Genomic DNA, 23,776 nt, shown 5'->3' with positions numbered 1-23,776 from the left:
ACAGCTCCGCCTCCTGCCGCACCGGCCGGATGTTCCACACGAGGTGGTCACGCGCCGACGCCGGACAGGCCCGCTGGAGGGCGCCGTCCGGCCGTCAGGGGTGCTCCCGGGAGGCGGAGGGGTCCCCGGCAGAGGAAGGCCGGGGACCCCTGGTCACCGCCTCACGAGCAGGCGACACCGTTCAGCACCGGTGACGAGAACGGTGGCGTGCCGGTGTAGTTGGCGTTGTACCCGATGCTCAGCTGGGCACCGGAGCCGATGGAGCCGTTCCACGCCGCGTTCGCCACGCGGACCTGGTCACCCGTGTCGGTCCACGTCCCGTTCCAGCCCTGGGTCACCGAGACACCCGGTGCGGAGAACGTGAACGTCCACCCGTTGATCGCCGCACCGCGGTTCACGATCACGATCTCCGCGGAGTAGCCGCCCTGCCACTGGCTCGTCACGCGGTGGGTGGCGGTGCACCCGGCACCGGGGTTGCCGCCGCCCGACGTGGTGGTCGTCGTGGTCGTGGTGGTCGTCGTGGTCGTGATCGGACCCGCCGCCATCGCGAGCTCGTAGGCCCGCTGCGGCACGAACTGACCGGCCGGGGCGATGCAGCCGTCCGACTCGCCCGGCAGCTTGATCCACAGGAACGCCTCGATCCGCGAGTCGCCCGTGTTCGTCGTGCTGGGCGTGCCGATCGCGCGCCCGGACGGGTCGCACCACTCGCTGCCCGCGGGACCGTTGCCGTTGCGGCTGGTGTCGATCACGGCCTTCAGGCGGCTGTCACCGACTGCGTTGAGCACGTTCTTCGCGAAGTTCACCTCGTCGGAGGTGGCGCGGTAGTTGGAGACGTTGGTCGAGATGCCGTCGGCGCTGTTGGAGATGTCCGCGCCGCGCAACCGGTTCGCCGCCTCCGACGGGGTCAGCCACGAGGAGTGGCCGATGTCGAAGTAGACCTTGGCCTGCCCGGAACCGGACTTGAGCTTCTTGCCCGCGTAGGCCATCGACGCCTTGGTCTGGTTCTGCTGGTCCGTGCTCTGGCAGTTGGTCATCAACGGCAGCACGTCCGGTTCCAGCACGATCGTCGCCGGCCGTCCGGCGAGGCCCGCCGCGACCTCGTCGACCCAGGCCCGGTAGGCCGCGTGGGAGGGCGCCCCGCCACCGCTGGCGCCACCGCAGTCGCGGTTCGGGACGTTGTAGACCACCAGGATCGGGATCTTCCCGGCGGAGGCCGCCGCACCGACGAAGGAACTGACCTCCGACCGCACCGTCGAGGTGTTGGTCGTGGTGTACCACCGCGCCTGCGGGACCGACGCGATGCGGTCGCGGATGACCGCGGCCCTCGAGTCGCCGGGGTTGGCGGCCACCCACTTCGCGCTCGAGCTCGACGGGTCGACGTAGAACGCCGACTCCGCGGCGCTGACGGTCGCGCCGCCGCTGATCACCAGGGCCGCCACCCCGGTGACCGCCACGCCCGCGAGCAGACACGCGCTCGTGCCCCGCTTCCACCGTGTCATCGTGTCTCCAGTTCGCTCGGTCGATGTGATTCGGTTCTCGCAGCGTCGTTGCTGTCCGGACGTGAGAATCGGCGACGCGGGAGCGCTCTCATACGGAGGAGACGCTAATGCGAGTTCGGGTCAACGTAACCACGGAACTCTGAATCGTCAACGCCGGAAGTGTTAATGGACCAACTGCGGCGAAGAAAGTTTCGAAACTTTCCCGAAAATGCGATCAAGGCTTTGACGTGGTAGTTGGGAGCGCTCCCTCATCCGCGCTACGCCGATCAGGTCAATCGCCGTCGAATTCGACAGCGACTTCTTGTGAGCGTCGATGAACGGCTGCGACACTCCGGAACGGCAACGGCGGGCGACGACGGAACACCTCCGCCAATTCTCACCGCCCACCGCGATCCGGCAATGGCGCACCGGATCCGGCCATCCGTCCTGCCCATCACCCACCCTGCATTCGGGTCGACCTCGGAAAGCGTGGAAGATGAAACTGACATCGAAGTCAGTGGCCCTGATCCCGATCGTTGCGACGGTCGTGACAGCGGCGATCGGCGCCACCCTGATCGCACCACCGGCCGCGAACGCGGCGACCACCCTCGCGGCGGCGGCCCAGCAGAGCGGCCGCTACTTCGGCACCGCCGTTGCCGCGAACAAGCTCGGCGACTCGACCTACGTGGGCATCCTGAACCGCGAGTTCGACATGGTCACGGCCGAGAACGAGATGAAGATGGACGCGACCGAGCCGAACCAGAACCAGTTCAGCTACGGCAACGGCGACCGGATCGTGAACCAGGCCCGCGGACAGGGCAAGCGCGTCCGCGGGCACGCCCTCGCGTGGCACTCGCAGCAGCCGGGCTGGATGCAGAACATGTCCGGCACGGCCCTGCGCAACGCGATGCTCAACCACGTCACCCAGGTCGCGACCTACTACCGCGGCAAGATCTACGCCTGGGACGTCGTCAACGAGGCGTTCGCCGACGGCAGCAGCGGCGGCCGGCGTGACTCCAACCTCCAGCGCACCGGCAACGACTGGATCGAGGCCGCCTTCCGCGCGGCCCGTGCAGCCGACCCCGGCGCCAAGCTCTGCTACAACGACTACAACACCGACGACTGGTCGCACGCCAAGACCCAGGGCGTCTACCGGCTGGTGCAGGACTTCAAGTCCCGCGGCGTCCCGATCGACTGCGTCGGCTTCCAGTCGCACTTCAACCCCAACAGCCCGGTGCCGTCCAACTACCAGACCACCCTGCAGAACTTCGCCAACCTCGGCGTGGACGTGCAGATCACCGAGCTCGACATCGAGGGCTCCGGCAGCGCGCAGGCCCAGAACTACCAGAGGGTCACCCAGGCCTGCCTCGCCGTCGCGCGCTGCACCGGCATCACCGTGTGGGGCATCCGCGACACCGACTCGTGGCGCGCCTCCGGCACTCCCCTGCTGTTCGACGGCAGCGGCAACAAGAAGGCCGCGTACAACTCGACGCTGGACGCCCTCAACGCGGGCGGCGGCCCCGGTCCGACGACGACCACCACCACCACGACCACCACGACGACGACGAGCAACGGCCCCGGTCCGGGCGGCTGCACCGCGACGGTGTCGCTGAACCAGTGGAACGAGGGCTTCGTCGCCACGATCAAGGTCACGGCGGGCTCCAGTGCGCTGACCGGCTGGACCGTCACGACCACGTTGTCGAACGCCACGGTCACCGGCTCGTGGAGCGCGAACCGCAGCGGCAACAGCGGAACGGTCAACTGGACCAACGTGGACTACAACGCCAACGTGCCCGCGGGCGGGTCCACCGAGTTCGGCTTCCAGGGCAGCGGCAACGGGTCGGGCCTGAACCCGTCCTGCTCGGCACGCTGACGTCCGTCAGGCCGGCGCTCGCGGATCGGACGTGACGTCCTCCGCGGGCGCCGGCCTGCCCTCTCCCTTCCCGGCAAGAGAACGAGGTCGTCGTGACCGTCCCGAACTCCACCCTGCGCCACGTGACCAGGTATCGCGTCGTCGCGATCATCGCGGCCGTGCTGTCACTGGTCGCCGCCATCGGCTTCTCGCTCGTCCCGCGGCAGGCCCTCGCCGCGTCCCTCGTGCCGGTCACCGGCTTCGGCGCCAACCCGACCAACCTCAACATGTACGTGTACGCACCGGACCGGCTCGCGGCCCGGCCCGCGCTGCTCCTGATGGTCCACTACTGCACCGGGTCCGCGAGCGCCGTGCACAACGGCGGCGGGCGGGAGTTCGTCAGCGCCGCGGACCGCTACGGGTACGTCATCGTCTACCCGGAGGCGACGCGGGAGGGTCGCTGCTTCGACGTGTCGACGCAGAACGCGTTGCGCCGCAACGGAGGCAGCGACTCGACCGGCATCATGTCGATGGTGTCGCACGCACGGCAGCGCTACAACGTCGACCCGTCGCGCATCGTCGTCGCCGGCATCTCGTCCGGCGCGATGATGACCAACGTGCTGGCCGCCGAGTACCCGGACGTGTTCAGCGCCGGCTCGGCCTTCGCCGGTGTTCCCGCCGGGTGCTTCGCGACGACCGACGGGTCGCTGTGGAACAGCCAGTGCTCGGGCGGGACCCTGCAGAAGACCCCGCAGCAGTGGGGAGACCAGGCGCGGGCGATGTTCCCCGGCTACACCGGGAGCTACCCGCGGATGCAGCTCTTCCACGGCACCAACGACACGACGCTCGCGTACCCGAACTTCGGCGAGGCGCTCGACCAGTGGACGAACGTGCACGGCGTGAGCAGGACCCCGGTCTCCACCGACCAGCCGCAGTCGAACTGGACCCGCACGCGGTACGGCGCGACGGGTGTCGTCGAGGGCATCAGCGCCCAGGGCACCGGCCACGACGTGCCGACCGCGGGCATGGTGGGGCGCGCCATCACGTTCCTCGGCCTGGACCGCCCCTCGACCGACCCCACGACCACCACCACAACGACGACGACCACCACCACCACTCCGCCGCCGTCCCAGGGCTGCTCGGTCAAGGCCGCGGTCAACGCGTGGAACACCGGCCTGACCGAGACGATCACCATCACCAACACGTCCTCGACCGCGGTCAACGGCTGGAGGCTGCAGTTCACGTTGCCGGGCGGGCAGACGATCACGGGCGGCTGGAGCGCGACCTACTCCCCCTCCACCGGCCAGGTGACGGCGACCAACGTCTCCTACAACGCCCAGATCCAGCCCTCCGCGCAGATCTCGATCGGCTTGCAGGCCACGCACACGGGCAACAGCGCGGTGGCCGGCGGGTTCACGCTCAACGGCGTGCAGTGCGCCGTCGTCTGACACCGAAGGGACGACGATGATCCACCGCAACGGGCGACGAACCAGGTTCGCGATCGCGGCGGCCGCCGTGAGCGCCGTGGTGTTCCTGGGAGCCGCGGGCATCGCCGTCGGCGGTCCCGAGGCAGGCACCACGGCGGCGACGGCGGGCTGCGGCAAGGCACCCGCGTTGACGAGCGGCCAGCACACCATCAGCAGTGGCGGCCAGAGCCGTTCCTACATCCTGCGGCTGCCGCCCAACTACGACAACAACCGCCAGTACCGGCTGTTCGTGGGCTTCCACTGGCGCGGAGGCACCGCGAACGACGTCGACTCCGGCGGTTCCGACGGTTACAACTGGTCCTACTACGGGCTGCGCAGGCTCTCCGACGCCGCGAACAACGGCACGATCTTCGTCGCGCCGCAGGGCAACGGCAACGGCTGGGCCAACCCCGGCGGCCAGGACCTGAGGTTCGTCGACGACCTGGTCGCACTGCTCGACGCCGGGCTGTGCATCGACACGAGCCAGCGCTTCGCCGGCGGTTTCAGCTACGGCGGCGGCATGTCGTACGCGGTGGCGTGCGCGCGTGCCGGCGTCTTCCGCGCGGTCGTCGCGTACTCCGGTGCGCAGCTCAGCGGGTGCGACGGCGGCACCCAGCCCATCGGGTACATGGGCATCCACGGCATCAGCGACAACGTCCTGGGCATCGGACTTGGACGCGGCCTGCGCGACACGTTCGTGCGCAACAACGGCTGCACCGCGCAGAACGCACCCGAACCGGCGGCGGGCAGCCGGCGCCACATCATCACGAACTACAGCGGCTGCCGCGCGGGATACCCCGTGGTGTGGGCTGCGTTCGACGGCGGGCACACCCCGGCTCCGATCGACTCCGGCGGCGACGGCTGGCAGACCTGGACGTCCGCCGAGGCGTGGAAGTTCATCACCCAGTTCGCCAGTGGTGGCAGCGACCCGCCGAGCACGACCCCGTCCACGCCCCTGCCCACCCAGTGGCCGTGCCGCGTGAGCGACACGATCAACGCGTGGGCCGAGGGCCTGACGTCGAACATCACCCTCACGAACACGAGCACGACGCCCGTCGACGGGTGGTCGCTGGTGTTCGCACTGCCCGCCGGGCAGACGATCACGGGTGGCTGGAACGCGGGCTACGCGCCCTCCTCCGGCCAGGTCACCGCGACGAACGCCCCCTACAACGGGCAGATCGCGCCCGGCGCTTCGGTCACCTTCGGTTTCCAGGCGACGCACTCGGGCGGCATCGGGAGGCCGGACTGGTTCAGCCTCAACGGGAGGACGTGCCAGATCGTCTGACGGCTCCGCGGGAGGAACGGGCCGGGGCGGCCGTGGGACCGGCGCCCCGGTCCGTTCCTCCGCGTCCCTGCAGCGGAGGGCGGTGCGGAGCAGGGCGGCTCCGGGAGCTCAGGCCTGGGCGGCCCTTCCGCGAGCGCCGCGATCGGCCCAAGCCCAGGGCAAGCCAGCCTCACCGCCAGCACGGCGATCACCTCGAGCCCGGGCAACCGGCTCAACCGCCAGCGCCGCGATCGATTCAGGCCGGGGCGGCGCAGCCCTTTCCGCCAGCACCGCGATCGCCTCAAGCCGGAGCAGCACAGCCCCTGTCGCCAGCACCGCGATCATCTCAAGCCCAGACAACCAGCCCTACCAGCAGCACCGCGATCATCTCGAACCCAGGCAACCAGCTCCGCCTCCGGCACCACGAGCGCCTCGAGGCCGGTGCGGCCAGCCCTTCCGTCAGCACGGCGATCACCTCAAACCCGGGCAGCCCAGCCTGACCGCAGCACCCCGATCACCTCAACCTCGAGCAGCCAGCCCCGCCGCCAGCACCCCGATCGCCTCGGGTCCGGTGCGGCAGCACCCGCCCACCAGCCTCGCGCCGGCGTCGGCCCACTCCCCCGCCGACGCCGCGATCCCGGTGCCGTCCCCGGTCCACGTCCGCTGCCGCGCGTCCCAGGTCTCCCCGCTGTTCGGGTACACGACGACCGGCAGCCCGGTCACCCGGCGCGCCACCGCGACCGCCTCGGCCACGTCCTCCGGCGCGCAGCAGTTCACGCCGATCGCGACCACCTCGTCCACACCGGACACGACCGCGAACGCCTCCTCCAGCGGCTGCCCCGCGCAGGTCCTGTCACCGCGAGCGCTGTAGGAGAGCCACATCGGCACACCGCTGCCCCGCACCACGTCGAGCACCGCCTCGGCCTCGTCGACGTCCGGGATCGTCTCGACCGCGAGCACGTCCGGTCCGGCCGACCAGAGCGTCTCCAGCCGGCGTCGGTGGAAGTCGGCCAGTTCCCGCCTCGACAGTCCGTACCGGCCGCGGTACTCCGAGCCGTCCGCCAGCACCGCCCCGTACGGGCCGACCGACGCCGCCACCCAGCGCTCGCCGTCCACATCGGACGCGGCGGAGCGGGCGAGCTCGACGCTCGACCGCAGCAGGCGTTCGGTCTCGGCCTCGCCGATGCCGCGCCGCGCGAAACCGGCGAAGCTCGCCTGGTAGCTCGCGGTGATGGCGACCGACGCCCCCGCCCGGTAGAAGGCGAGGTGGGCGGCGCGCACGGCGTCCGGGTCGGTCAGCAGCAGCCGCGCCGACCACAGTTCGTCGGACAGGTCGTGCCCGGCCTGCTCCAGTGCCGTCGACATGCCGCCGTCGAGCACGATCACCTTGTGCGCCAAAGCTTCCGCCAGTTCCACCCGGCGATTCTAAGGGGAGGAGGAGTGCGCGACAGTCACAGATCGCGCACTCCTCCAGGGACGGCCGCCGGGAACGTCCGCGTGCGTGCGCCGCATGTCCACGCGCACGGACGTGTCCCGAGTGCCGTCCGGTCAGGCCGTGCCGCGGTGTGCGGCCGGGTCCGGGGTGCTCGCCCGGCGGGAGAGCCTGGGCGGCAACAACATCAGGGGTGGTGCCTGCTTGCCCTCGAGCTTCGCGACGAGCAGGTCCACCGCGTGTCTGCCGAGCTCCTCGGCCGGCAACCGCACCGAGGTGAGCAGCGGTGAGGTCTGCTCGGCCAGTTCGTCGGGGCAGATCGCGACCACGGCGACGTCACCGGGGACCTGCCGGCCGGCCGCGCGCAGGCAGGTGGTGATCCAGCCGAGCGCCGCCTCGTTGTGCACCACCAGCGCCGTCATCGACGGGTGGGCGCGGATCAGGGCCTTCGTCGCCCGCAACACCGAGTCGTGGTCGCCCTCGACGGACAGCGCCGTCGCGGCGACCCCCCTGCGCATGGCGGCCGCGCTGAAGCCGTTCATCGTGCGGTGCGCGAAACCGGTGCCGCGCCGGTAGACCGCGCTCGGCGCGCCGAGGAAACCGATGGAGCGGTGGCCGAGGTCCGCCAGGTGGTCGACGCACTTCGCCCCCGCGGCCTCGAAGTCGAGGTCCACGCAGGTGAGGCCGCGCGCCGCCGCCGGGTGTCCGATGAGGACGGAAGGTTTGACCAGCTGCCGCAGCAGCGGCACGCGGTCGTCGTCCATCTCCACGTCCATCACGAGGAAACCGTCGACCTGGGCACTGTTCGCGGCCCGGCGCAGGCCCGCCGCGCCGTCGTCCGCGGTCAGCAGCAGCAGGTCCATGTCGTAGCGGCGCGCTGTCGTCACCGCGGCGGTGACGAACCGCATCACCGCGGGCAGGTGGGTTCCGGCACGCAGCGGGAGGACCAGCCCGATCACGTTGGTCCGGCCGGTCGACGTCGTGCGGTCGGAGGCGTGAGGCTGGTAACCCAGCGCTCTGATGCTCTCGCGGACCCTCGACTTCGTGTCCGCGGAGATCGACCGCTTGCCCGTGAGGACGTAGGAGACCGTGCTCGGGGCGACCCCGGCGTGCCTTGCGACGTCCGCGATGGTGACCACACAGCCTCCTCTCGCGCTTGCGCTCAGTGAGCGTGTCGACACCATAGGGAGCACCTTCTGATGACATCAAGAGTTATGTGTGCGTTAACATTGCGCTTTTCGGGTGGTCCAGACGAATTCCGCACTGTCTGGAAACTTGCCCGACGGAAAACCAGTGCGGGCAGGAAGAGCGCGCCCACACGGCACGGCCCCGAACGAGGCTGCCGGCCGCATGGGCACGCTCACATTCCCCTGCTCAGAGCGCCGGGTAGGCGTTGCGCATGAGCTCCTGGAACTGCGCGGAGAACCACTTGCCGGAGATCGGGGCGTTGCCCAGCGATCCCGACATGTTGTTGCCGTTGCGCACGTTGCCGGTGTACGTCGGGTCGCACATCCGGTCGAAGCCCTTGCCCTCGTTGTTCGGGATCTCCTCGCTCGCGCCGTCGGACTCACCCGGCGGCTTGACCCACACGTACGCGTCGATGCCCGGCTCCGGGGCCGCCTTCGGGCGCTCGCCCAGGCCCGCACCCGACTGGTTGCACCAGTTGCCGAGGTGGATGCGACGGTCCAGCTTGCCGCCGTTCACGTACGCGTCCACGCTCGTCGTCGGACCGGGGCCCGTCGGACGGGCGCTGCCGCCCCAGCCGTTGCGGCTGGTGTCGATGAGCATGCCGACGTTCGAGTCGAAGCCCGCCTGGACGGCCCGCTGCCGGAACGCCTGGGCGTAGGACAGCTCGTCGACGTAGCGGTTCCAGTCCACCCACTTCGACTGGCGCACCGACGTGCCGTTCACCGAGTCTTCGATCTTGAAGTACGGCTCCTTGAGCGCGCCGTAGTTCGCGGTGTTGGCGATGAAGCCGACCACGTTCGACTTCGTGCTGCCGGAGGCGTTCGCGGCCTGGAACAGCAGGTCGGCCGTCGCGCCGAAGTTGTCGTCCCAGCCGATCCAGCCGTGGTGGCCGATGTCGAGGTAGTTGTAGACGTTCGGCACCGCACCGAGCTTCGCGAGCGCGTAGCCGACACCCGTCACGTAGTTGCCGTTGGACTTCATCGTGTCGCACGCGGCGACCGCGGTCGGGCGCGGCGAGACGTTGGTGATGAGGTTCGGCAGGGAGTCGATCTCGACCGTGGTGACGATCCGCAGGCCCGAGTAGGCCGGCCTGGCGAGGATCGCCGCGATCGGGTCGATGTACTCCGACTTGTAGCGGTCGATCTCGGTCGCCTTGAGCTCACCGTTCGACGCGAGGGCCGAGCAGTCACGACCCGGCAGGTTGTAGATCACCAGCTGGATGACGAGTGGTGAGCCCGCCGCCTGGCGCACCGCCTCGTCCAGGTGTCCGACCAGGCCGCGAGAGTCGGCCGTGCCCGCGATCGCCGCGATGCGGTCGAGCCACACGGCGGTCGGCTGGTTCGCGACCCGGCTGCCGCCGGGCTCCGCGTTCGCCTTGGCCGCCCAGTCCGGGTTGACGTACTGCTTCGCGCCCACGAACGCGTTGTCGACACGACCGGGGCCGGGACCGGGACCGTTCGACGTCGTGGTCGTGGTCGTGGTCGTGGTGGTCGTCGTCGTGCTGGTCGGCCCCGTGCCGCCGGTACACACCGTGCCGTTCAGGGTGAACGACGCCGGGTTGGCGTCACCGCTGGCCGCGTTGCTGCCGTTGAAACCGACGTCGGTGGACGCGCCGGTGCCCAGGCTGCCGTTCCACGACAGGCTCGTCGCCGTCACGTTCTGGCCCGACTGGGTCCAGTTCGCGCTCCAGCCCTGTGCCACGCGCTGGCTGCCGGAGAGGGTGAACTTCAGCGTCCAGCCGCCCGAGATGGCGTCACCGAGGTTGGTGATCTTCACCGCGGCGCCGAAACCTCCGCCGCCCCAGGGGTTCGCCGTGTAGTCGACACGGCATCCCGGTGCGGCGCCCGCGGGGGCGCTCATGGCCACCCCGAGCGTCGCCACGACGGTGGCGACCACGACTCCCGCCGCGGCCCACCGCCTCTGTCCGTTGAGCTTCATCGCTCCGGATCTCCTGTCTCTCAATGGTGCTTGATCTCAACGAGCGAACACGCCGTGGGCGTGCACTCGAGTCTTTTCAGGCCGATGTACTCCATGCCGATCGAGCCGGTGAGGGCGAAGCCGTCCCCGAAGGCGAGGTCCGGGTCGCCCCGGACCTCGCCGTTCGCGAGCGCCGTCCGCCAGGCCTGTTCCAGGCCCGGTTTCAGGACCATCAGCCCGAGCCGCTCGTAGGGCGGCTTGGCGCAGGTCCCCCACTCCGCGATGAACGGCGCGTAGACCTTCGACCGCACCGGACCGGCGAAGTCCGTGAAGTCGTTGCCCCGCTTGACGGTCGCGCACTCGTCGGTCAGCTCGTGCAGCCACGCCCCGATGCCGTCGACGCCCCTGCTGAGGTCTGGGGTGGGTTCGGCGCGCCCGACGAGGAGGGCGAACGCGACCGAACCCACCACCAGGAGGGCGACCAGGGCCCTCGTCACCGGATGGCGCACGCGGATCCGTTGAGCGTGAACGACGTCGGATCAGCCGGCGGTGTGGACGTCGTCGTGGCGTTGAAGCCGAACGACACCGACCCACCGGCCGGGATGTCCGCGTTGTACGACACACCCTTCGCCGTGGCCTGCCCGCTCGCGACCGTCACGGTCGACGACCAGGCCTGCGACAGCTGCTGCCCGGACGGGAACGCCCAGACGAGCTGCCACGCGCTGATCGCGCTGGTGCCCGTGTTCGACACCGACACGTTCGCGGTGAACCCGCCGTTCCACGTGCTCGGCCGCGTGTAGGCGACCGTGCAGGAACCCGTCGGAGTACCGCCCCCGGTCGAGGTTCTGACCGTGACGCCCGACGACGCCGTCGAGGTGTTGCCCGCGGAGTCCGACGCCACGACCGTGAACGAGTACGAGGTGTCCGCGGTCAGGCCGGTCACCGTCGCCGAGTTCGTGGAGGACGTGGCGACGACCTGGCCGCCGCTGTAGACGCGGTAGGAGGACACGCCCACGTTGTCCGTCGACGCGCTCCAGTCGAGCTTCACCGAGTTGCTGGTGACGCCCGAGGCGACAGGGGTGCCCGGCGCCGACGGCGCGGTGGTGTCCGGGGTGCCGGTACCGCCGCCGAACACGACGTCCGAACAGCTGTAGAACGCCTCGGGGCTGTCAGAACGCTGCCACAGCGAGTAGATGATGTGGCGGCCGGACTTGTTGGGCAGCCGGGCCTGCCACGCGTACTCACCGTTGGCCAGCGGCGGGTTCGTCACCGAGTCGAACGGCGCCGGCTCGAGGTCGGACCACTTGAGCGGCTTCGTCGGATCGAAACCGTCCTTGGTGACGTACTGGTCCCACGTGCCGGGGTGCGGTGCCCACGCGTTGTACCGGAAGGTGACCGTGCTGTTCGCCTGCACCTGGGTCGTGGGCCAGTCGGCGCGCGTCAGGTTGTAGGCGGAGTACTTCGTGGTGGGACCGCACAGGTTGCCGTCGGGGATGATCTCCCGGTGACGTCCGGCGGCGTTGCTGATCAGGTTGCCGAACCAGTCCCACAGCGGTTGCTTGCCTCCCTGGGCCACGGCCGCGGCGCACGCCGGGTTGGTGGGGTTGAGATCGCCGCCACCGCCGCCCGCGCGGCCGTCCTCGTAGCAGAGGTAGGTGCGGCTGCCGGGCCAGACCATCGACCCGTGCGCGACCGCAGTGCCACCGGTGTGCACCAGTACGGCGCCGACCGCGGCGGCGACCGCCAAGAGCGCTATGCGTTTCTTCATCTCGGGACTCCTCACCCGTAGATCTCGGCGTGCAGGGAGAACGCCGTCGCGATCTCGGCTTGCGCCCAGAAGCGGTGGTAGGTGAACGTCGGTGCCGGTCCACCGTCCAGATAGGACTGGACCTTCGGCCACTGCGGGTCGTTGCGGAACATGGACCGCATCGACAGGAAGGACGAGCCCTGGCCGATCGTGTCGCCGTTGGGCATCTTCCCGGTCCAGCCGGAGGGCACGTACGGGCCTTCGAGCGTGCTGGTGTTGTAGACGTCGTCGAACCGGTTGTAGTCCGTGCGCGTCTCCGGCGTCGCGATGCCGAGGCTGTCCTGGTGCTGCAGCAGCCCGGTCAGCAGTGCCTCACCCGTGGTCTTGGCCGAGGCGTTGCCCGACCGCGCCGCGTAGTTCAGCAGCACCTTGGCGTACGACGCCGCCACACCGACGTCCTGGCTGTGGTTGAGCACGCGGACCCGCAGGTTCGCGTTCACGCCGGGGTTGGTGGCGTTCCACGTGTCCGGCGCTCCCGACCACTCGAGGTCCGAGGGGATCTGGAAGTTCGTGCCGGTCGTGGTGTTCGCGATGGCCCACGGCACCCACTTGTCGAGGATCTTCTTGGCGCGCGCGTCACCGGTCAGCCGGTAGAGCGCGGCCGTCCGCTCGATGCCCCACACCTGGAAGCCGAACCACCGGTTGCTCGGCGGGTCGCGCCACACCGGGTGGGCGTCGTAGTACATGCCGTAGAACGTCGGCGTGCCGGACGGAGGCGAGGCGTACTGACCCTCCCAGCTGTTCGTCACACCGCCGGCGAGACCGCCGTCGGCCGACTGCAGCCACTGCAGCATCTCGAGCTGCCTGCTCAGCGACGTCGCCCAGTCCTGCTGCCCGGTGGCGGACAACGGCTTGAGCGCGGGCACGTTCGCGAGAGCGTGCGCTGCCAGCGGGTTCTGGTAGCCCTGGTGCGAGGCACCGTCACCGATGCGCCACGCCCAGCCGGCGGACGTGTCGGTCGCGCCGCCCCAGGCGTAGTACCAGGACATCAGGTAGTGCGCGCTGTTCTTGCCGGTCGCGCCGGGGCACGACGACGGGCTGCTGCAGTTGCCGACGCGCTTGAAGTACTTGTCGAACATGGCGTACCGCAGGTAGTCGCCCATCTTGGCGGACTTGCCGATCTCCGAGGAGATGTCACCGGCCTTGCCCTGCGCCGTCGCCCACTGCTGGGCGAGCAGCGCCACCTGCACCACGCGGGCGTCCGCGTCCGGCGCGTTGGTGTACTTCCACTGCTTGGCGTAGGACGAGTCCTTGGTGAACAGGTCCAGGAAGCCGTTGGGACCGCCGTGCTTGAACGTGTCGCACGAGGGCTGCGGGATGGTCTCCCACACCGACTCCGACGAGCCGCGCTGATAGGTGTTGATGTACGCGGGAGCCGTCGTGCCGTCACCGCACCGGCCGAAGCCGTAGGTGTTGTCCACGTCGATCAGCCAGTGCATGCCGTAGACGTCCGAGCTGCCGTACGCGGACTTCAGCTCGCCCGCGATCGGGTCCTGACCCACGGGAACGGTGCCGTCGAGCGTCGACGGGTAAGCGTCCATCCTCGGGTGTTCCGGGGCGTAGGTCGCCGGCTTCGACGGGTCGTACTTGTCGTTCGTCGGCTGGTCGGCCTTCGCGGGGATGATGAACTTCTCCATCGACGCGAACGCGGACTTGAACGGCGCCCAGTCCCCGGTGACGCGGCCGTAGCTCGCCTCCAGCCACAGGTAGTAGCTGAACGCCTCGGACGTGGTCTGGTGACCGTGGTCCGGTGCCTCCACCATCAGCGTCTCGACCGAGTGGTACGGCACGAGCAGGTCGCCGAACTTGCGGAAGTAGCCGCTCGCCGGGTCCTTGATCTTGTTGTACTGGTCGAGGAACGCCTTGTTGAAGTCCGAAGTGGACGGATCGATCTCGTTGACCGTGACGCTCGCCGGGCTGTACCCGGTGGCCGAGGCCGTGAACGTCGCCGTGCCGAGCGAGCCGCCGTTGTTCGCCGACGCCACCGTCACCGTCTGCTTCGCGGTGCCGGAGAACGTGAGCGTCGCCGGCGTGGCCGTCAGGTCCGAGCTGCCGCTGCGGGCGATCGTGACGGTGACGGGCTGGCTCGGTGCCGTGGCCAGGGAGACGTCGAACGTCGCGGACTGGCCCTGCTTGACCGAGACCGTGCTCGGCGAGGCCACCACCGCCGGTCCCGACAGGACCTTGACCGCGGCCGGTGCCGAGGCCGTCGTGGCGCCCCTGTTGTCCGTGGCCCGCGCGGTGATGCTGTGGTCACCGGCCGGTGCCGACGTCCAGGTGCCGGTGAACGGCGCGCTGGTGTCGGTCGCGATGAGCGTGTCACCGGCGTAGAAGTCGACCTTGGCCACCGTGCCGTCGGTGTCCTGTGCGGTCGCCGCCAGCGGGATCGTCGCGGGCAGGGTGTAGCTGCTGCCGCTCGTGGGAGCGGTCAGCGCCACCGACGGCGACTGGTTGGGCCCAGTGCAGGACACGCCGTTCACGGCGAAGTCCGTCGGTGGCCGGTTGGCCGAGCTCTTGCTGCCGTTGAAGCCGACCTGTGCGGTGCCACCCGACGGGAGCGCCGGTGCCCAGGCCGGGTTGGTCACGGTCACCACGGCGCCGTTCTGCGTGAAGTTGCCGCTCCAGCCCTGGGTGACGCGCTGGCCGTCCGGGAACGTCCAGGTCAGTTTCCAGCCGTTGAGTGCCTCCCCGTCGTTGCGGATCGACACAGCAGCGCCGAATCCGGTGTTCCACTCGTTGGTGATCTGGTAGGTGACGGTGCAGGCCACCGCGAGTGGTGCCGCGACGGCGGGAGCTCCGCCGACCAACACCACCGCCGCAACCGCCAACGCCACTTTTCGTCGAGTCATGCCGCCGCCCTCTCGACAACTGGGAGCGCTCCCAGAGTTCACGGCACTGTAACGTGGACCACATCGGCCAAGTGGCCGCCGGTGCAGCCGATGCTGAACCGGACGGCGCTGCGCGCTACGCCTTATGACACAACGAGGGTTGCTCTACCGGTTCCTCTTACTGCTCTCTTCGAGTGGAATCCTGGGAGCGGTCCCAGACGAGGGTGGGGGCGCCCACGCCACTTCGGGCGCCCCCTGGTCTCGTCAGCCGCGCCCGGCTCCCGCACCGGCGGTGACCACGCTCTTCACGCTGCTCGCACCGTCGAGCGGGTAGGAGTAGGGCAGGCTCTTCACCGAGCCGCCCTGGTCACCGGATCCCGAGTTGACGAAGTGGTTGCTGCGCGCCACGAGCGCACCGCCGGGCGAGCTGCCCTCGCCGCGGTGGAACGGGTCCTCGGTGTTCTCGAAGTAGTTGCCCTCGACCAGGACGCCGGCCTCCATGGTCGACGCGACGCCGTAGGACGTCACACCGCCGTAATAGTTGTTGTAGACGTGCACCGGGTTGCCGAACCGCACGCGCGGGTGGCGCTGCTGCGTTCCGTCGAACCAGTTGTGGTGGTAGGTCACCCGGAGCTTGCCGCGATCCTCCGAGCCGTTGTCGTCGCTGTGGCCCAGCAGCATCGTCTTGTTGTGGCTGGTGAACTTGTTCCAGGACACCGTGACGTAGTCCGAGGCCCGCTTGACGTCGACCGCACCGTCGTAGCCGTTGGAGAAGGTGTTGTGGTCGATCCACACGCGGGTGGAGTACTGCACGTTGATCGCGTCGTCGCCCCAGCTCTTGAAGTTGAGGTTGCGCACGATCACGTTCGAGGCGTTGGCGATGTTCAGGCCCTGCCCGGTGATCGCGGAGCTCGAGCCGACGCCCTCGATGGTCTTGTTCGAGGCGACCTTCGTCATGCTCGACAACGAGATGGTGCCGGAGACCCGGATCACCGCCGAGCCCGACGCCTTCGCGGCCGCGACGAACGCGGACGCCGTGGTGACCGTGACCGGCGTGGCGCTGCCACCACCCGTCGTGCCACCTCCCTGAGTGGCCCAGCCGACCAGCCCGAACGGGGCGGCGATCGCCTGGGGAACGGACACCGCGCCGAGAACCAGCGCGGCGGCTGAAATCAATGCTGCGCGTTTTGGAATCATTACTCGCTCTCCCAAATCGGTGAGCGGCGGTACGTCTCACACAACCAGCGTTCGACAGAGCGGTCAACCAATTCGAAGAAATTCGAATCGAACAATCGAAACGAGTTGACAGAAAAGATCACCGCCCTACCATCGAATTACCGCCGCGCATCCCCCTGCAAGCGGAGCGCACATGAAGAAACTGGCACCATTGGTGTTGGCCGCGGCACTGGCGGCTTTTCTCGCACCTCAGGCACAGGCTGCGGGCAGCACCTTTCCCACGCCGTCCGGAACGAAACCCGTCGGCACGACCATCAAGGTCGGGTCGAGCGGTTACGACGGCGGCATGCAACGGTTCTACGGCACCGGCGACCTCGGTTCCGGTGGCCAGAACGAGGACCAGGGCCCGATCTTCCAGCTGGCCGACGGCGCGACGTTGAAGAACGTCGTGCTCGGCGCGCCGGCGGCGGACGGCGTCCACTGCCTCGGCACCTGCACGCTCACCAACGTGTGGTGGGAGGACGTCGGTGAGGACGCGGCCACGTTCAAGGGCACGTCGTCGTCGCAGACCATGACCATCAGCGGTGGCGGCGCGCGCAAGGCGTCGGACAAGGTCTTCCAGCACAACGGGCCGGGCACGATGGTCATCCGCAACTTCCAGGTGGACGACTTCGGCAAGCTCTACCGGTCCTGCGGGAACTGCAAGACGCAGCACAAGAGGCACGTCGTGCTGGAGAACGTCACCGCGTTCTCCCCCGGCAAGACGCTGGTCGGCATCAACACGAACCACGGCGACACGGCGCGGTTCTCGAAGATCACCGTCGTCGGCGACAGCAGCAAGAAGATCGCTGTCTGCGACAAGTACCAGGGCGTCACCAGCGGTGAACCGAAGAAAATCGGCACCGGGGCGGACAGCACGAACTGCCTGTTCAAGTCCTCGGACATCACCTACCGATAGACGAAATGCCCCGGCCGCCGGCCGGGGCATTTCTCACCACACTTCAAGAGTGTGAACTCCGATGTGTTCGAAATTCCAGTCGTCCCCGATTCCGGGAATCTTCGGCAACGTCACCAGCCCGTTCTCGTCGAGCGGATCGGCGATGGCGTTCCGATGCGGCGGGACCCGGTCGAAGTCGACGTGCGGGTGCAGCAGGCCCCGTTCGTACCACCGGCCCGCGTCGGTCGCGCCGAGCACGGTCAGGCTGGCCGACCCGTTGCCGTGGATCTCGCAGTCCATGTTGAACGACTCCGCGAGGTGCACGGTCTTGAGCACCGGCGTGATGCCACCGCTGCCCGCCGGACCGGCCCTCAGCACGTCGCACGCCCCGGACGTGATCCACTCGGCGCGCGTGAAGTGCTTGCCCCACGCGACCTCCGGGCCGATCACCGGGATGTCCAGCTGCTCCGCGAGCCACCGGTAGGAGCTGATCGACGCCTCCTCCATCGGTTCCTCGAACCAGTAGAAGTCCAGCTCCTGCAACGCCCTGCCGAGCTGGAGCGCCTCGGTGCGGGAGTACCAGTGGCTCGCGTCGAGCATCAGCGCGACGTCCGGTCCCACCGCCTCGCGCACCGCCCGGCACGCCTCGACGTCGCGCGTCACGCTCGGCGCACCGGGTATCGGCGGCATCCAGGTGTGCAGCTTGATCGCCCGATAGCCGGCCGAGACGAGGTGCTTCGCGAAGTCCCCGTAGTCGGCCGGTGTCGCGAGACCGTCCGTGTCGCCGCACATCGTGCTGGCATAGGCCGGGATGCGGTCCCGCGCGCCGCCCGCGAGCTTCCAGGCGGGTAGTTCCACCCGGCGTGCCACGAGGTCCCACAGCGCCTGGTCGACGAACCCGAGCGCCCGGTCCGTGAACCCGCCGTGCGAGCCGCGCTGCCGCCGGGCGAGCAGGCGCCACAGCCGTTCGCGGTCCCACGGGTCCTGGCCGAGCAGCACCGGTCGCACGTGCTTGTCCAGCACCGCCGGCCGCACCTGGTCGGGCTGCACCTGGCAGTACCCGGTGACGCCGTCGGTGTCGGTGACCTCCAGCAGCGCCTCGACGACCTCGTGCTCGGGCGCCGGGTGCCGGTGCCCCTCGGGGTCGACGGACGTGGCCGCCGTGGTCTTGAACGTCCGCACCACCACCCGTTCGATCACTTGCGCTTCTCCCAGTCCTGCTGGGCGGTGGTGAGCTTGGCCGCGAGCTGGTCGAGGAACTCCTGCGCGGACATCTGGCCGAGCAGCACCTTCTGGTACAGCGGTTCGGTGTCGGTCTTGGTGATCGACGAGTACTCCGGCAGGTAGACCGGCGCGGGCACGAGCACGGTCGCCGGGTCCTCCAGTACCCCGAGCGCCATCTTCACGGCCGGGTTCTTCTGGATCCACTCGGCGCCGCGCACGTCGGTGTTCGCGGGGATCTGGCCGACCTTCTCGTTCCAGTAGCCGTTGCTCTCCGCCGACGTCAGGAACTCGACGAACTTCCAGGCCGCGTCCCGGTTCTTCGTGCCCTTGAACACCGCGAAGCCGTCGGTCGGGTTCGGCACTACGGTCCGCTTGCCCGACGGTCCCTTCGGCAACGGCATGGCGGCCACGCGTTCCGGGCCGAGAGCCTTCATCACGTCCGCGGTCGAGCCGAGGTTGTGGTGCATCATCGCCACCGTGCCACCGGTGAACTGGGCGACCATCTGCGTGTAGTTGTTGTTCACGTCGGCCTCGGGCGTGGCCTTCTTGTACAGCTCCGCGACCTTGCGCACGAGCTCGGCGTTGCGCGGGTCGGCGACCGTGCTCTTGCCGCCGTCGTAGAACTTCTCGACGCCGGAGTAGGAGTAGGCCTCGGACAGCAGCTGGAAGACCGATCCGGCGCCGCCGCGGATCGTGAAGCCGTACTTGTTGTCCGCGGGCTTGGTCAGCTTGGTCGCGGCCTGCGCCAGTTCGTCCCAGGTGGACGGTTCCGGGATCTTGTTCTCCTCGAACCGGTCGGACCGGTACCAGATCACGTCCATGTTGCCCGACGCGGGAACGGCGTAGAGCTTGCCGTCGGGCGCCGTCTGCCGCACGGTCTCCAGCAGGCTGGTGAGGAGCTTGCCCTTGAGCGCGCCGTTCTCCACCCGGTCGTCGGCCGGCTCGAGCGCGTCCTGCCCGACGAGGTGCGCGAGGTAGGACGTCGTCACGCCACCGACGTCCGGCGTGGACCCGCCGGCGATGGCCGTGTCGTACTTCTGCTGCACCGACGAGCTGGGAACGCCGACGTAGGCGATCTTGACGTCGGGGTTCGCCGCCTCGAACCGCTTGATCAGCTCCTGGTAGATCGGCGTGCGGCCGGGGCCGCCGTTGTTGTCCCAGAACGTGATCGTCGTCGGGCCGTCCTGCGTCGCGGAGCACGCGCTCGCCACGAGCGCGAGCGCGACCAGCAGTCTCTTCATGCTTGCTCTCTCCTCATCCCTTGACCGCGCCCGCGCTCAGTCCCTGCACGAGGAACCGCTGCACGACAGCGAAAACCAGCACGACCGGCACGGCGGCGATGACGCCGCCGGCCGCGAGCGCCCCGAAGTCGGTGTTGAACTCCCCCAGCGCGTAGCTCAGCCCGACCGGCAGCGTGAACTTGTCCTGCCTGCTCGCGAACATCAACGCGAACAGGAAGTTGTTCCAGGCACCGATGAACGCGAACGACCCGACGGCCACGATCGCCGGCTTGAGCTGCGGCAGCGTCACCGCGAAGAACGCGCGCAACCGCGAGCAGCCGTCGACCATCGCGGCCTCTTCCAGCTCCACCGGGACGTTGCGCACGAACCCGCTCATCAGGATCAGCGCGAGCGGCAGCTGGAACGCGGTGTCCGCGATCACCAGGCCCGTCAGGCTGTTCAGCAGCCCAGCCGACTTGAAGATCACGAACAGCGGGATCAGCATCATCGCGCCGGGGATGAACTGCGTGCACAGCAACGCCAGCAGGAAGACCCGCTGGCCGCGGAACTTGAACCGCGCCAGCGCGTACCCGCCCATCAGCGCGAACACGGTGACGGTGATGAGCGTGCCGACGCCGATGATCAGGCTGTTCTGGAAGAACAACCCGAACCCGACGCCGTTCCAGACGGTGTCGAAGTGCTCGAACGTGATCGGCCACGGCACGAGCGAGGTCTGCCCCGCGGGCCGGACGGCGAAGACGAGCATCCAGTAGAACGGGATCAGCGTGAACAGCAGGTAGAGCACCAACGGCAGGTGCAGCCGGAAGTAGCGGCTCGGGTCGCGGTGCTTCTTGCGTCGTGGTGGTGCCGGCGGCGGTTCGAGGACCGTGGCCGGGCGGGTGAGCGTCTGGGTCATGCCCGGCTCCCGAACTTGGACACCCTCAGGTAGAGGATCGAGAAGAACAGCAGGATCACGAAGCCGGCCATCGTCAGCGCAGAGCCGTAGCCGAAGTCGTGCGAGTCCACGGCCTTGCGCGCGACGTAGAGCGGCAACGTCGTCGTCTGGTTCGCCGGCCCGCCGCCGGTGAGCGTGTAGATGAGGTCGACGTTGTTGAACTCCCACACCGCCCGCAGCAACGTGGACAGCACGATCGCGTCGCGCAGGTGCGGCAGGGTGACGCTGATGAACCTGCGCCACCTCCCCGCGCCGTCGACCGACGCGGCCTCGTACAGGTCGTTGGGGATGGTCTGCAGGTCGGCGAGCAGCAGGATCGCGAAGAACGGCACCCCTCGCCACAGCTCGGTGACGACGGTCGCGGGGAACACGGTCGCCGGGTCGCCGAGCACCGACGTGCCGGGATCGCCGATGCCCCACTGGGCGAGCTGCTGGAAGATGCCCGTCGAGGGGTTGTAGAGCAGGATCCAGATGCCCGTGGTGAGCACGCCCGACACCGCCCACGGCGAGAAGACCAGTGCTCTGGCCAGCGCTCGGCCGACGAACGTCTCGTTGACGATCAGCGCGAGAACCAGTCCCAGCACCAGTTGCAGGCCGACCTCGACGGCGACCCACTTGGCGCTGAACGCGAGGCTCTGCCAGAACAGCTGGTCCTCGAACAGCATCCGCCGGAAGTTCTCGAACCCGATGAAGCCGTTCTTCCAGGGCTGCGTGACGGTGTGCTGGCGGAGGCTGAACCACCCGACGCTGGCGATGGGGTAGACCAGGAACACCCCCATCAGCAGGAGCGTCGGGGCGATCAGGGCGTAGGGCGCCCAGGTGCGGGTCCTCACGCGGGGTTCCACCCGCTCAGGTAGGCGGCCTTGGTGTGCACGCGTGCCTGGTCCGCGGTGAGCTGCGGGCGGTCGGTGCCCGTGCCCGCGCCGGGCCCGGTGTTGCGGTACTCCGCGAACCTGGCGCCACGCCACGGGAAGCCGGACATGTCGGTCCACGGCGCGCTCTTGATCGCGGCCGGGAGCTCGGTGTCGCGGATGACGACCTGGGCGATCGCGTCCGGGTCACCGCCGGGGTGCCAGGGCCTGCCGAGGAAGTACGTGCCCGCGGGGGCGTCGCTGCGGATCTTCGAGTCGACGATGAGGAACCCGTGCGGGTTGTCCTTGCGCGTGCTGGCGGCGGTGACGTACCCGTTGGGGTTCTGGCCGCGGTTCAGCGCGGTGATGGTGGCCCGTTCGAAGACCGCCGTCGCCCGGCCGAAGAGGAAGTCGACGTCGCCGGTGATCGCGCAGTCCCGGTAGTACTGACGTGACCGCGCCGTGGTGGACGGCGTGTCGGCGTACAGCGTGTCCTGGTGGCCCTCGAACCGCACGCGGTCGAACAGCGCCCTGTCCCCGGTGGCCTTGACGGCGACGGCCTGCGTCGCCGTGATCTCCGGGTGCCGTGCGCGGTCGAAGGAGTTGCGGAAGGTGAGGTCACGGGCGGTGAACCCGTCCGCGGCGATGGTGGCCGTGGCGCTGCCCGTCGTGCCGTACGTGGTGCCGTCGGGCTTCTTCGTGCCGCTGGCGTTGTCGTAGTCGATCACGACGTCCTGCGCCCGTCCGGTGGCGCCCCTGAGCGTGAGGTTTCCCTTGCTCTGGGGGATCTTCACGACCTCCCGGTAGACGCCTCTGGGCAACGTGATCACCGCACCGGGCGACGCCGCGTCGATCGCGGACTGCACGGTCGCGAACCCCTGCCCCACCACGAGGTGACGCCCCGCCGGTTGCGCTCCCGCTTCGAGGTGCCTGATCCGGTGCGCGGGCTCCAGCCCCCGGTTCAGCGTCGGCGTCCACCCGGCGTCGGTGCCGAGCTCCTTGCCGGGGTTGGCGGCGTTGTGAGCGCTCACCAGACTGGCCGGCCGGCCGTCGACGAGGTTGCCGACGTCGGTGATCGCCGTGCCGCCCCAGTTGTAGACGATCTTCTCGGGAGCGATGCCCTTGATGTAGTTGTTCTGCGCGTGGATCTGCGACTTGACGCCGACGCCCCAGCTGTAGGTCGGCGGGCCCTCGTACAGGTTGTTGTAGACGTGCACCTGCCCGAACCGCACCCGCGGCGCGCGTTCGAGGACGTTGCGGAAGACGTTGTGGTGCACCGAGACCCGCAGCTTGCCGGGGTCGACCGTCGAACTGTTCGACGAGCCGATCAGCATGGTCTTGCCGTGCTCGGCGAAGACGTTGCGGGACACCGTGACGAGGTCGGCGCCGTTGGTGATGTCGAGCTGGCCGTCGTGCACCTGGTAGGGCCGTCCGAAGTGGAGCGGCTGGGCGCTGTCGACGTTCGGCTCGTCGGTGAACGTGCTGTGGTCGACCCACACGTGCTCCGACCGCTGGACCGAGACGGAGTCGTAGAGCGAGTTCCAGTTGCCGGGAGGCGCACCGGGACTGTTGTCCGTGGGATCCCACTGCGGGAAGCAGTCGCGGGTGTCGCGGAACGTCAGGTTGCGCACGATCACGTTGCCGCTGTTGTGGATCCGCAGGCTCCCGCCGGTGATCCCGGCCCCGCGACCGACCCCGATGATCGTGGTGTCCGCGGGCACGGTCAGCGCGATCGTCGCCTCCTGCTTCTTCGCCGACGCGACCCGAGCGTCCTCGAGCGCCCCTTCTGGCTCCCGCTCCCACCCCCACACAGCGGGGTCGTAGGCGGCGAGATAGCCCTCCAGCGTGTACCCGTCGACCGCGTAGTCACTGCAGCGCAACGGCTTCCCGTCCACACCGGTGTTCGCGTCGATCACACCCCGGACCTTGACGATCCTGGGCCCCGGCGCCGCGAGCGCCGCGACGAGCTCGGCCCGCGTCCGCACCTCGTGCACGTGCGAGGCGGGCGCCGCCGCTCCCCCGGTCGTGCCGGGCCCGGCCGACGCCCAGCCGTCCCCCGCGGCCAGCACCTGCCGCGCCGGGTCGTGACCGGCGTGAGCCGGGACCGCCCCGGTAACCGCGCAGGCGAAAGCCAGCGCGCCAACGAAAAGCCGCATGACGGAATACCCTTCAGAAAGGATT

Annotated in this window: 17 protein-coding genes; 4 read left to right on the top strand and 13 right to left on the bottom strand. The window is 69.2% G+C overall.

The genetic code is table 11. The annotated features are described in order from the left end of the window. Positions 1-161: 161 nt before the first annotated feature. Positions 162-1,499 carry a glycoside hydrolase family 6 protein gene (locus ACWF7A_RS08195; protein ID WP_452249735.1) on the bottom strand — a complete coding sequence of 446 codons (1,338 nt, stop codon included), beginning with the start codon at positions 1,497-1,499 and terminating at the stop codon, positions 162-164. Between the two features lie 475 nt (positions 1,500-1,974). On the opposite strand from ACWF7A_RS08195, the gene ACWF7A_RS08190 reads away from it, so the two are divergent. The 3 genes from ACWF7A_RS08190 (at position 1,975) to ACWF7A_RS08180 (ending at position 6,081) form a co-directional block, all read left to right on the top strand. Further along, positions 1,975-3,351 carry an endo-1,4-beta-xylanase gene (locus ACWF7A_RS08190; RefSeq protein WP_452249734.1) on the top strand — a complete coding sequence of 459 codons (1,377 nt, stop codon included), beginning with the start codon at positions 1,975-1,977 and terminating at the stop codon, positions 3,349-3,351. A 122-nt stretch (positions 3,352-3,473) separates the two neighbouring features. After that, positions 3,474-4,778: an extracellular catalytic domain type 1 short-chain-length polyhydroxyalkanoate depolymerase gene (locus ACWF7A_RS08185; RefSeq protein WP_452249733.1), complete on the top strand. Its 1,305-nt coding sequence runs from the start codon at positions 3,474-3,476 to the stop codon at positions 4,776-4,778. Between the two features lie 16 nt (positions 4,779-4,794). Next, entirely contained in the window at positions 4,795-6,081 is a 1,287-nt protein-coding gene (locus ACWF7A_RS08180; protein WP_452249732.1) for a cellulose binding domain-containing protein, read from the top strand. 498 nt (positions 6,082-6,579) lie between these two features. Here the strand turns inward: ACWF7A_RS08180 and mmuM are convergent, their stop codons facing one another. The 7 genes from mmuM to ACWF7A_RS08145 all read right to left on the bottom strand — a co-directional run bounded on the left by mmuM (position 6,580) and on the right by ACWF7A_RS08145 (position 16,408). Next, positions 6,580-7,476: a homocysteine S-methyltransferase gene (mmuM, locus tag ACWF7A_RS08175; protein ID WP_452249731.1), complete on the bottom strand. Its 897-nt coding sequence runs from the start codon at positions 7,474-7,476 to the stop codon at positions 6,580-6,582. Positions 7,477-7,608: 132 nt separating this feature from the next. Beyond that, on the bottom strand, positions 7,609-8,631 hold the full coding sequence (locus tag ACWF7A_RS08170) for a LacI family DNA-binding transcriptional regulator (protein ID WP_452249730.1): 1,023 nt from the start codon (positions 8,629-8,631) through the stop codon (positions 7,609-7,611). Between the two features lie 235 nt (positions 8,632-8,866). Further along, on the bottom strand, positions 8,867-10,618 hold the full coding sequence (locus tag ACWF7A_RS08165) for a glycoside hydrolase family 6 protein (RefSeq protein ID WP_452249729.1): 1,752 nt from the start codon (positions 10,616-10,618) through the stop codon (positions 8,867-8,869). A gap of 20 nt (positions 10,619-10,638) precedes the next feature. Continuing rightward, positions 10,639-11,106: a hypothetical protein gene (locus ACWF7A_RS08160; RefSeq protein WP_452249728.1), complete on the bottom strand. Its 468-nt coding sequence runs from the start codon at positions 11,104-11,106 to the stop codon at positions 10,639-10,641. Then, positions 11,091-12,365, bottom strand: a complete 1,275-nt coding sequence (locus tag ACWF7A_RS08155; protein ID WP_452249727.1) for a lytic polysaccharide monooxygenase — start codon at positions 12,363-12,365, stop codon at positions 11,091-11,093. The genes ACWF7A_RS08160 and ACWF7A_RS08155 overlap by 16 nt, the downstream gene beginning before the upstream one ends. 11 nt (positions 12,366-12,376) lie before the next feature. Next, on the bottom strand, positions 12,377-15,253 hold the full coding sequence (locus ACWF7A_RS08150) for a glycoside hydrolase family 48 protein (RefSeq protein ID WP_452249726.1): 2,877 nt from the start codon (positions 15,251-15,253) through the stop codon (positions 12,377-12,379). 243 nt (positions 15,254-15,496) lie between these two features. Next, positions 15,497-16,408, bottom strand: a complete 912-nt coding sequence (locus ACWF7A_RS08145) for a pectate lyase family protein (protein WP_452249725.1) — start codon at positions 16,406-16,408, stop codon at positions 15,497-15,499. 193 nt (positions 16,409-16,601) lie between these two features. Between ACWF7A_RS08145 and ACWF7A_RS08140 the strand changes: the two genes are divergently transcribed. Beyond that, a complete protein-coding gene (locus tag ACWF7A_RS08140) occupies positions 16,602-17,366 on the top strand; it encodes a pectate lyase (protein ID WP_452249724.1) in 765 nt (254 codons plus the stop codon). A gap of 33 nt (positions 17,367-17,399) precedes the next feature. On the opposite strand, the gene ACWF7A_RS08135 is transcribed toward ACWF7A_RS08140, so the two are convergent. The 5 genes from ACWF7A_RS08135 to ACWF7A_RS08115 are packed head-to-tail and all read right to left on the bottom strand — an operon-like array spanning position 17,400 to position 23,751. Beyond that, on the bottom strand, positions 17,400-18,545 hold the full coding sequence (locus ACWF7A_RS08135) for an enolase C-terminal domain-like protein (RefSeq protein ID WP_452249723.1): 1,146 nt from the start codon (positions 18,543-18,545) through the stop codon (positions 17,400-17,402). Then, on the bottom strand, positions 18,542-19,810 hold the full coding sequence (locus tag ACWF7A_RS08130; RefSeq protein WP_452249722.1) for an ABC transporter substrate-binding protein: 1,269 nt from the start codon (positions 19,808-19,810) through the stop codon (positions 18,542-18,544). Before ACWF7A_RS08130 ends, ACWF7A_RS08135 begins: the two co-directional genes overlap by 4 nt. A 13-nt stretch (positions 19,811-19,823) precedes the next feature. Further along, complete coding sequence (locus tag ACWF7A_RS08125) at positions 19,824-20,705, bottom strand: carbohydrate ABC transporter permease (protein WP_452249721.1); 882 nt, start codon at positions 20,703-20,705, stop codon at positions 19,824-19,826. Continuing rightward, positions 20,702-21,577, bottom strand: coding sequence for a carbohydrate ABC transporter permease (locus tag ACWF7A_RS08120; RefSeq protein WP_452249720.1), 876 nt, complete (start codon positions 21,575-21,577; stop codon positions 20,702-20,704). Before ACWF7A_RS08120 ends, ACWF7A_RS08125 begins: the two co-directional genes overlap by 4 nt. Further along, on the bottom strand, positions 21,574-23,751 hold the full coding sequence (locus tag ACWF7A_RS08115) for a pectinesterase family protein (protein ID WP_452249719.1): 2,178 nt from the start codon (positions 23,749-23,751) through the stop codon (positions 21,574-21,576). The genes ACWF7A_RS08120 and ACWF7A_RS08115 overlap by 4 nt, the downstream gene beginning before the upstream one ends. Positions 23,752-23,776 lie beyond the last annotated feature (25 nt).

It is taken from the genome of Lentzea sp. NPDC055074 (genome assembly GCF_053608005.1).
The sequence above is the reverse complement of the archived record's forward strand: the minus strand, read 5'-3'. Positions and strand labels throughout refer to the sequence as shown.

What these genes read in the sequence shown, in the direction of transcription:
- ACWF7A_RS08195 (WP_452249735.1), bottom strand. Translation starts at nt 1,499, where the DNA reads ATGACACGGTGGAAGCGGGGCACGAGCGCGTGTCTGCTCGCGGGCGTG.
- ACWF7A_RS08190 (WP_452249734.1), top strand. Translation starts at nt 1,975, where the DNA reads ATGAAACTGACATCGAAGTCAGTGGCCCTGATCCCGATCGTTGCGACG.
- ACWF7A_RS08180 (WP_452249732.1), top strand. Translation starts at nt 4,795, where the DNA reads ATGATCCACCGCAACGGGCGACGAACCAGGTTCGCGATCGCGGCGGCC.
- ACWF7A_RS08165 (WP_452249729.1), bottom strand. Translation starts at nt 10,618, where the DNA reads ATGAAGCTCAACGGACAGAGGCGGTGGGCCGCGGCGGGAGTCGTGGTC.
- ACWF7A_RS08155 (WP_452249727.1), bottom strand. Translation starts at nt 12,365, where the DNA reads ATGAAGAAACGCATAGCGCTCTTGGCGGTCGCCGCCGCGGTCGGCGCC.
- ACWF7A_RS08150 (WP_452249726.1), bottom strand. Translation starts at nt 15,253, where the DNA reads ATGACTCGACGAAAAGTGGCGTTGGCGGTTGCGGCGGTGGTGTTGGTC.
- ACWF7A_RS08140 (WP_452249724.1), top strand. Translation starts at nt 16,602, where the DNA reads ATGAAGAAACTGGCACCATTGGTGTTGGCCGCGGCACTGGCGGCTTTT.
- ACWF7A_RS08130 (WP_452249722.1), bottom strand. Translation starts at nt 19,810, where the DNA reads ATGAAGAGACTGCTGGTCGCGCTCGCGCTCGTGGCGAGCGCGTGCTCC.
- ACWF7A_RS08125 (WP_452249721.1), bottom strand. Translation starts at nt 20,705, where the DNA reads ATGACCCAGACGCTCACCCGCCCGGCCACGGTCCTCGAACCGCCGCCG.
- ACWF7A_RS08115 (WP_452249719.1), bottom strand. Translation starts at nt 23,751, where the DNA reads ATGCGGCTTTTCGTTGGCGCGCTGGCTTTCGCCTGCGCGGTTACCGGG.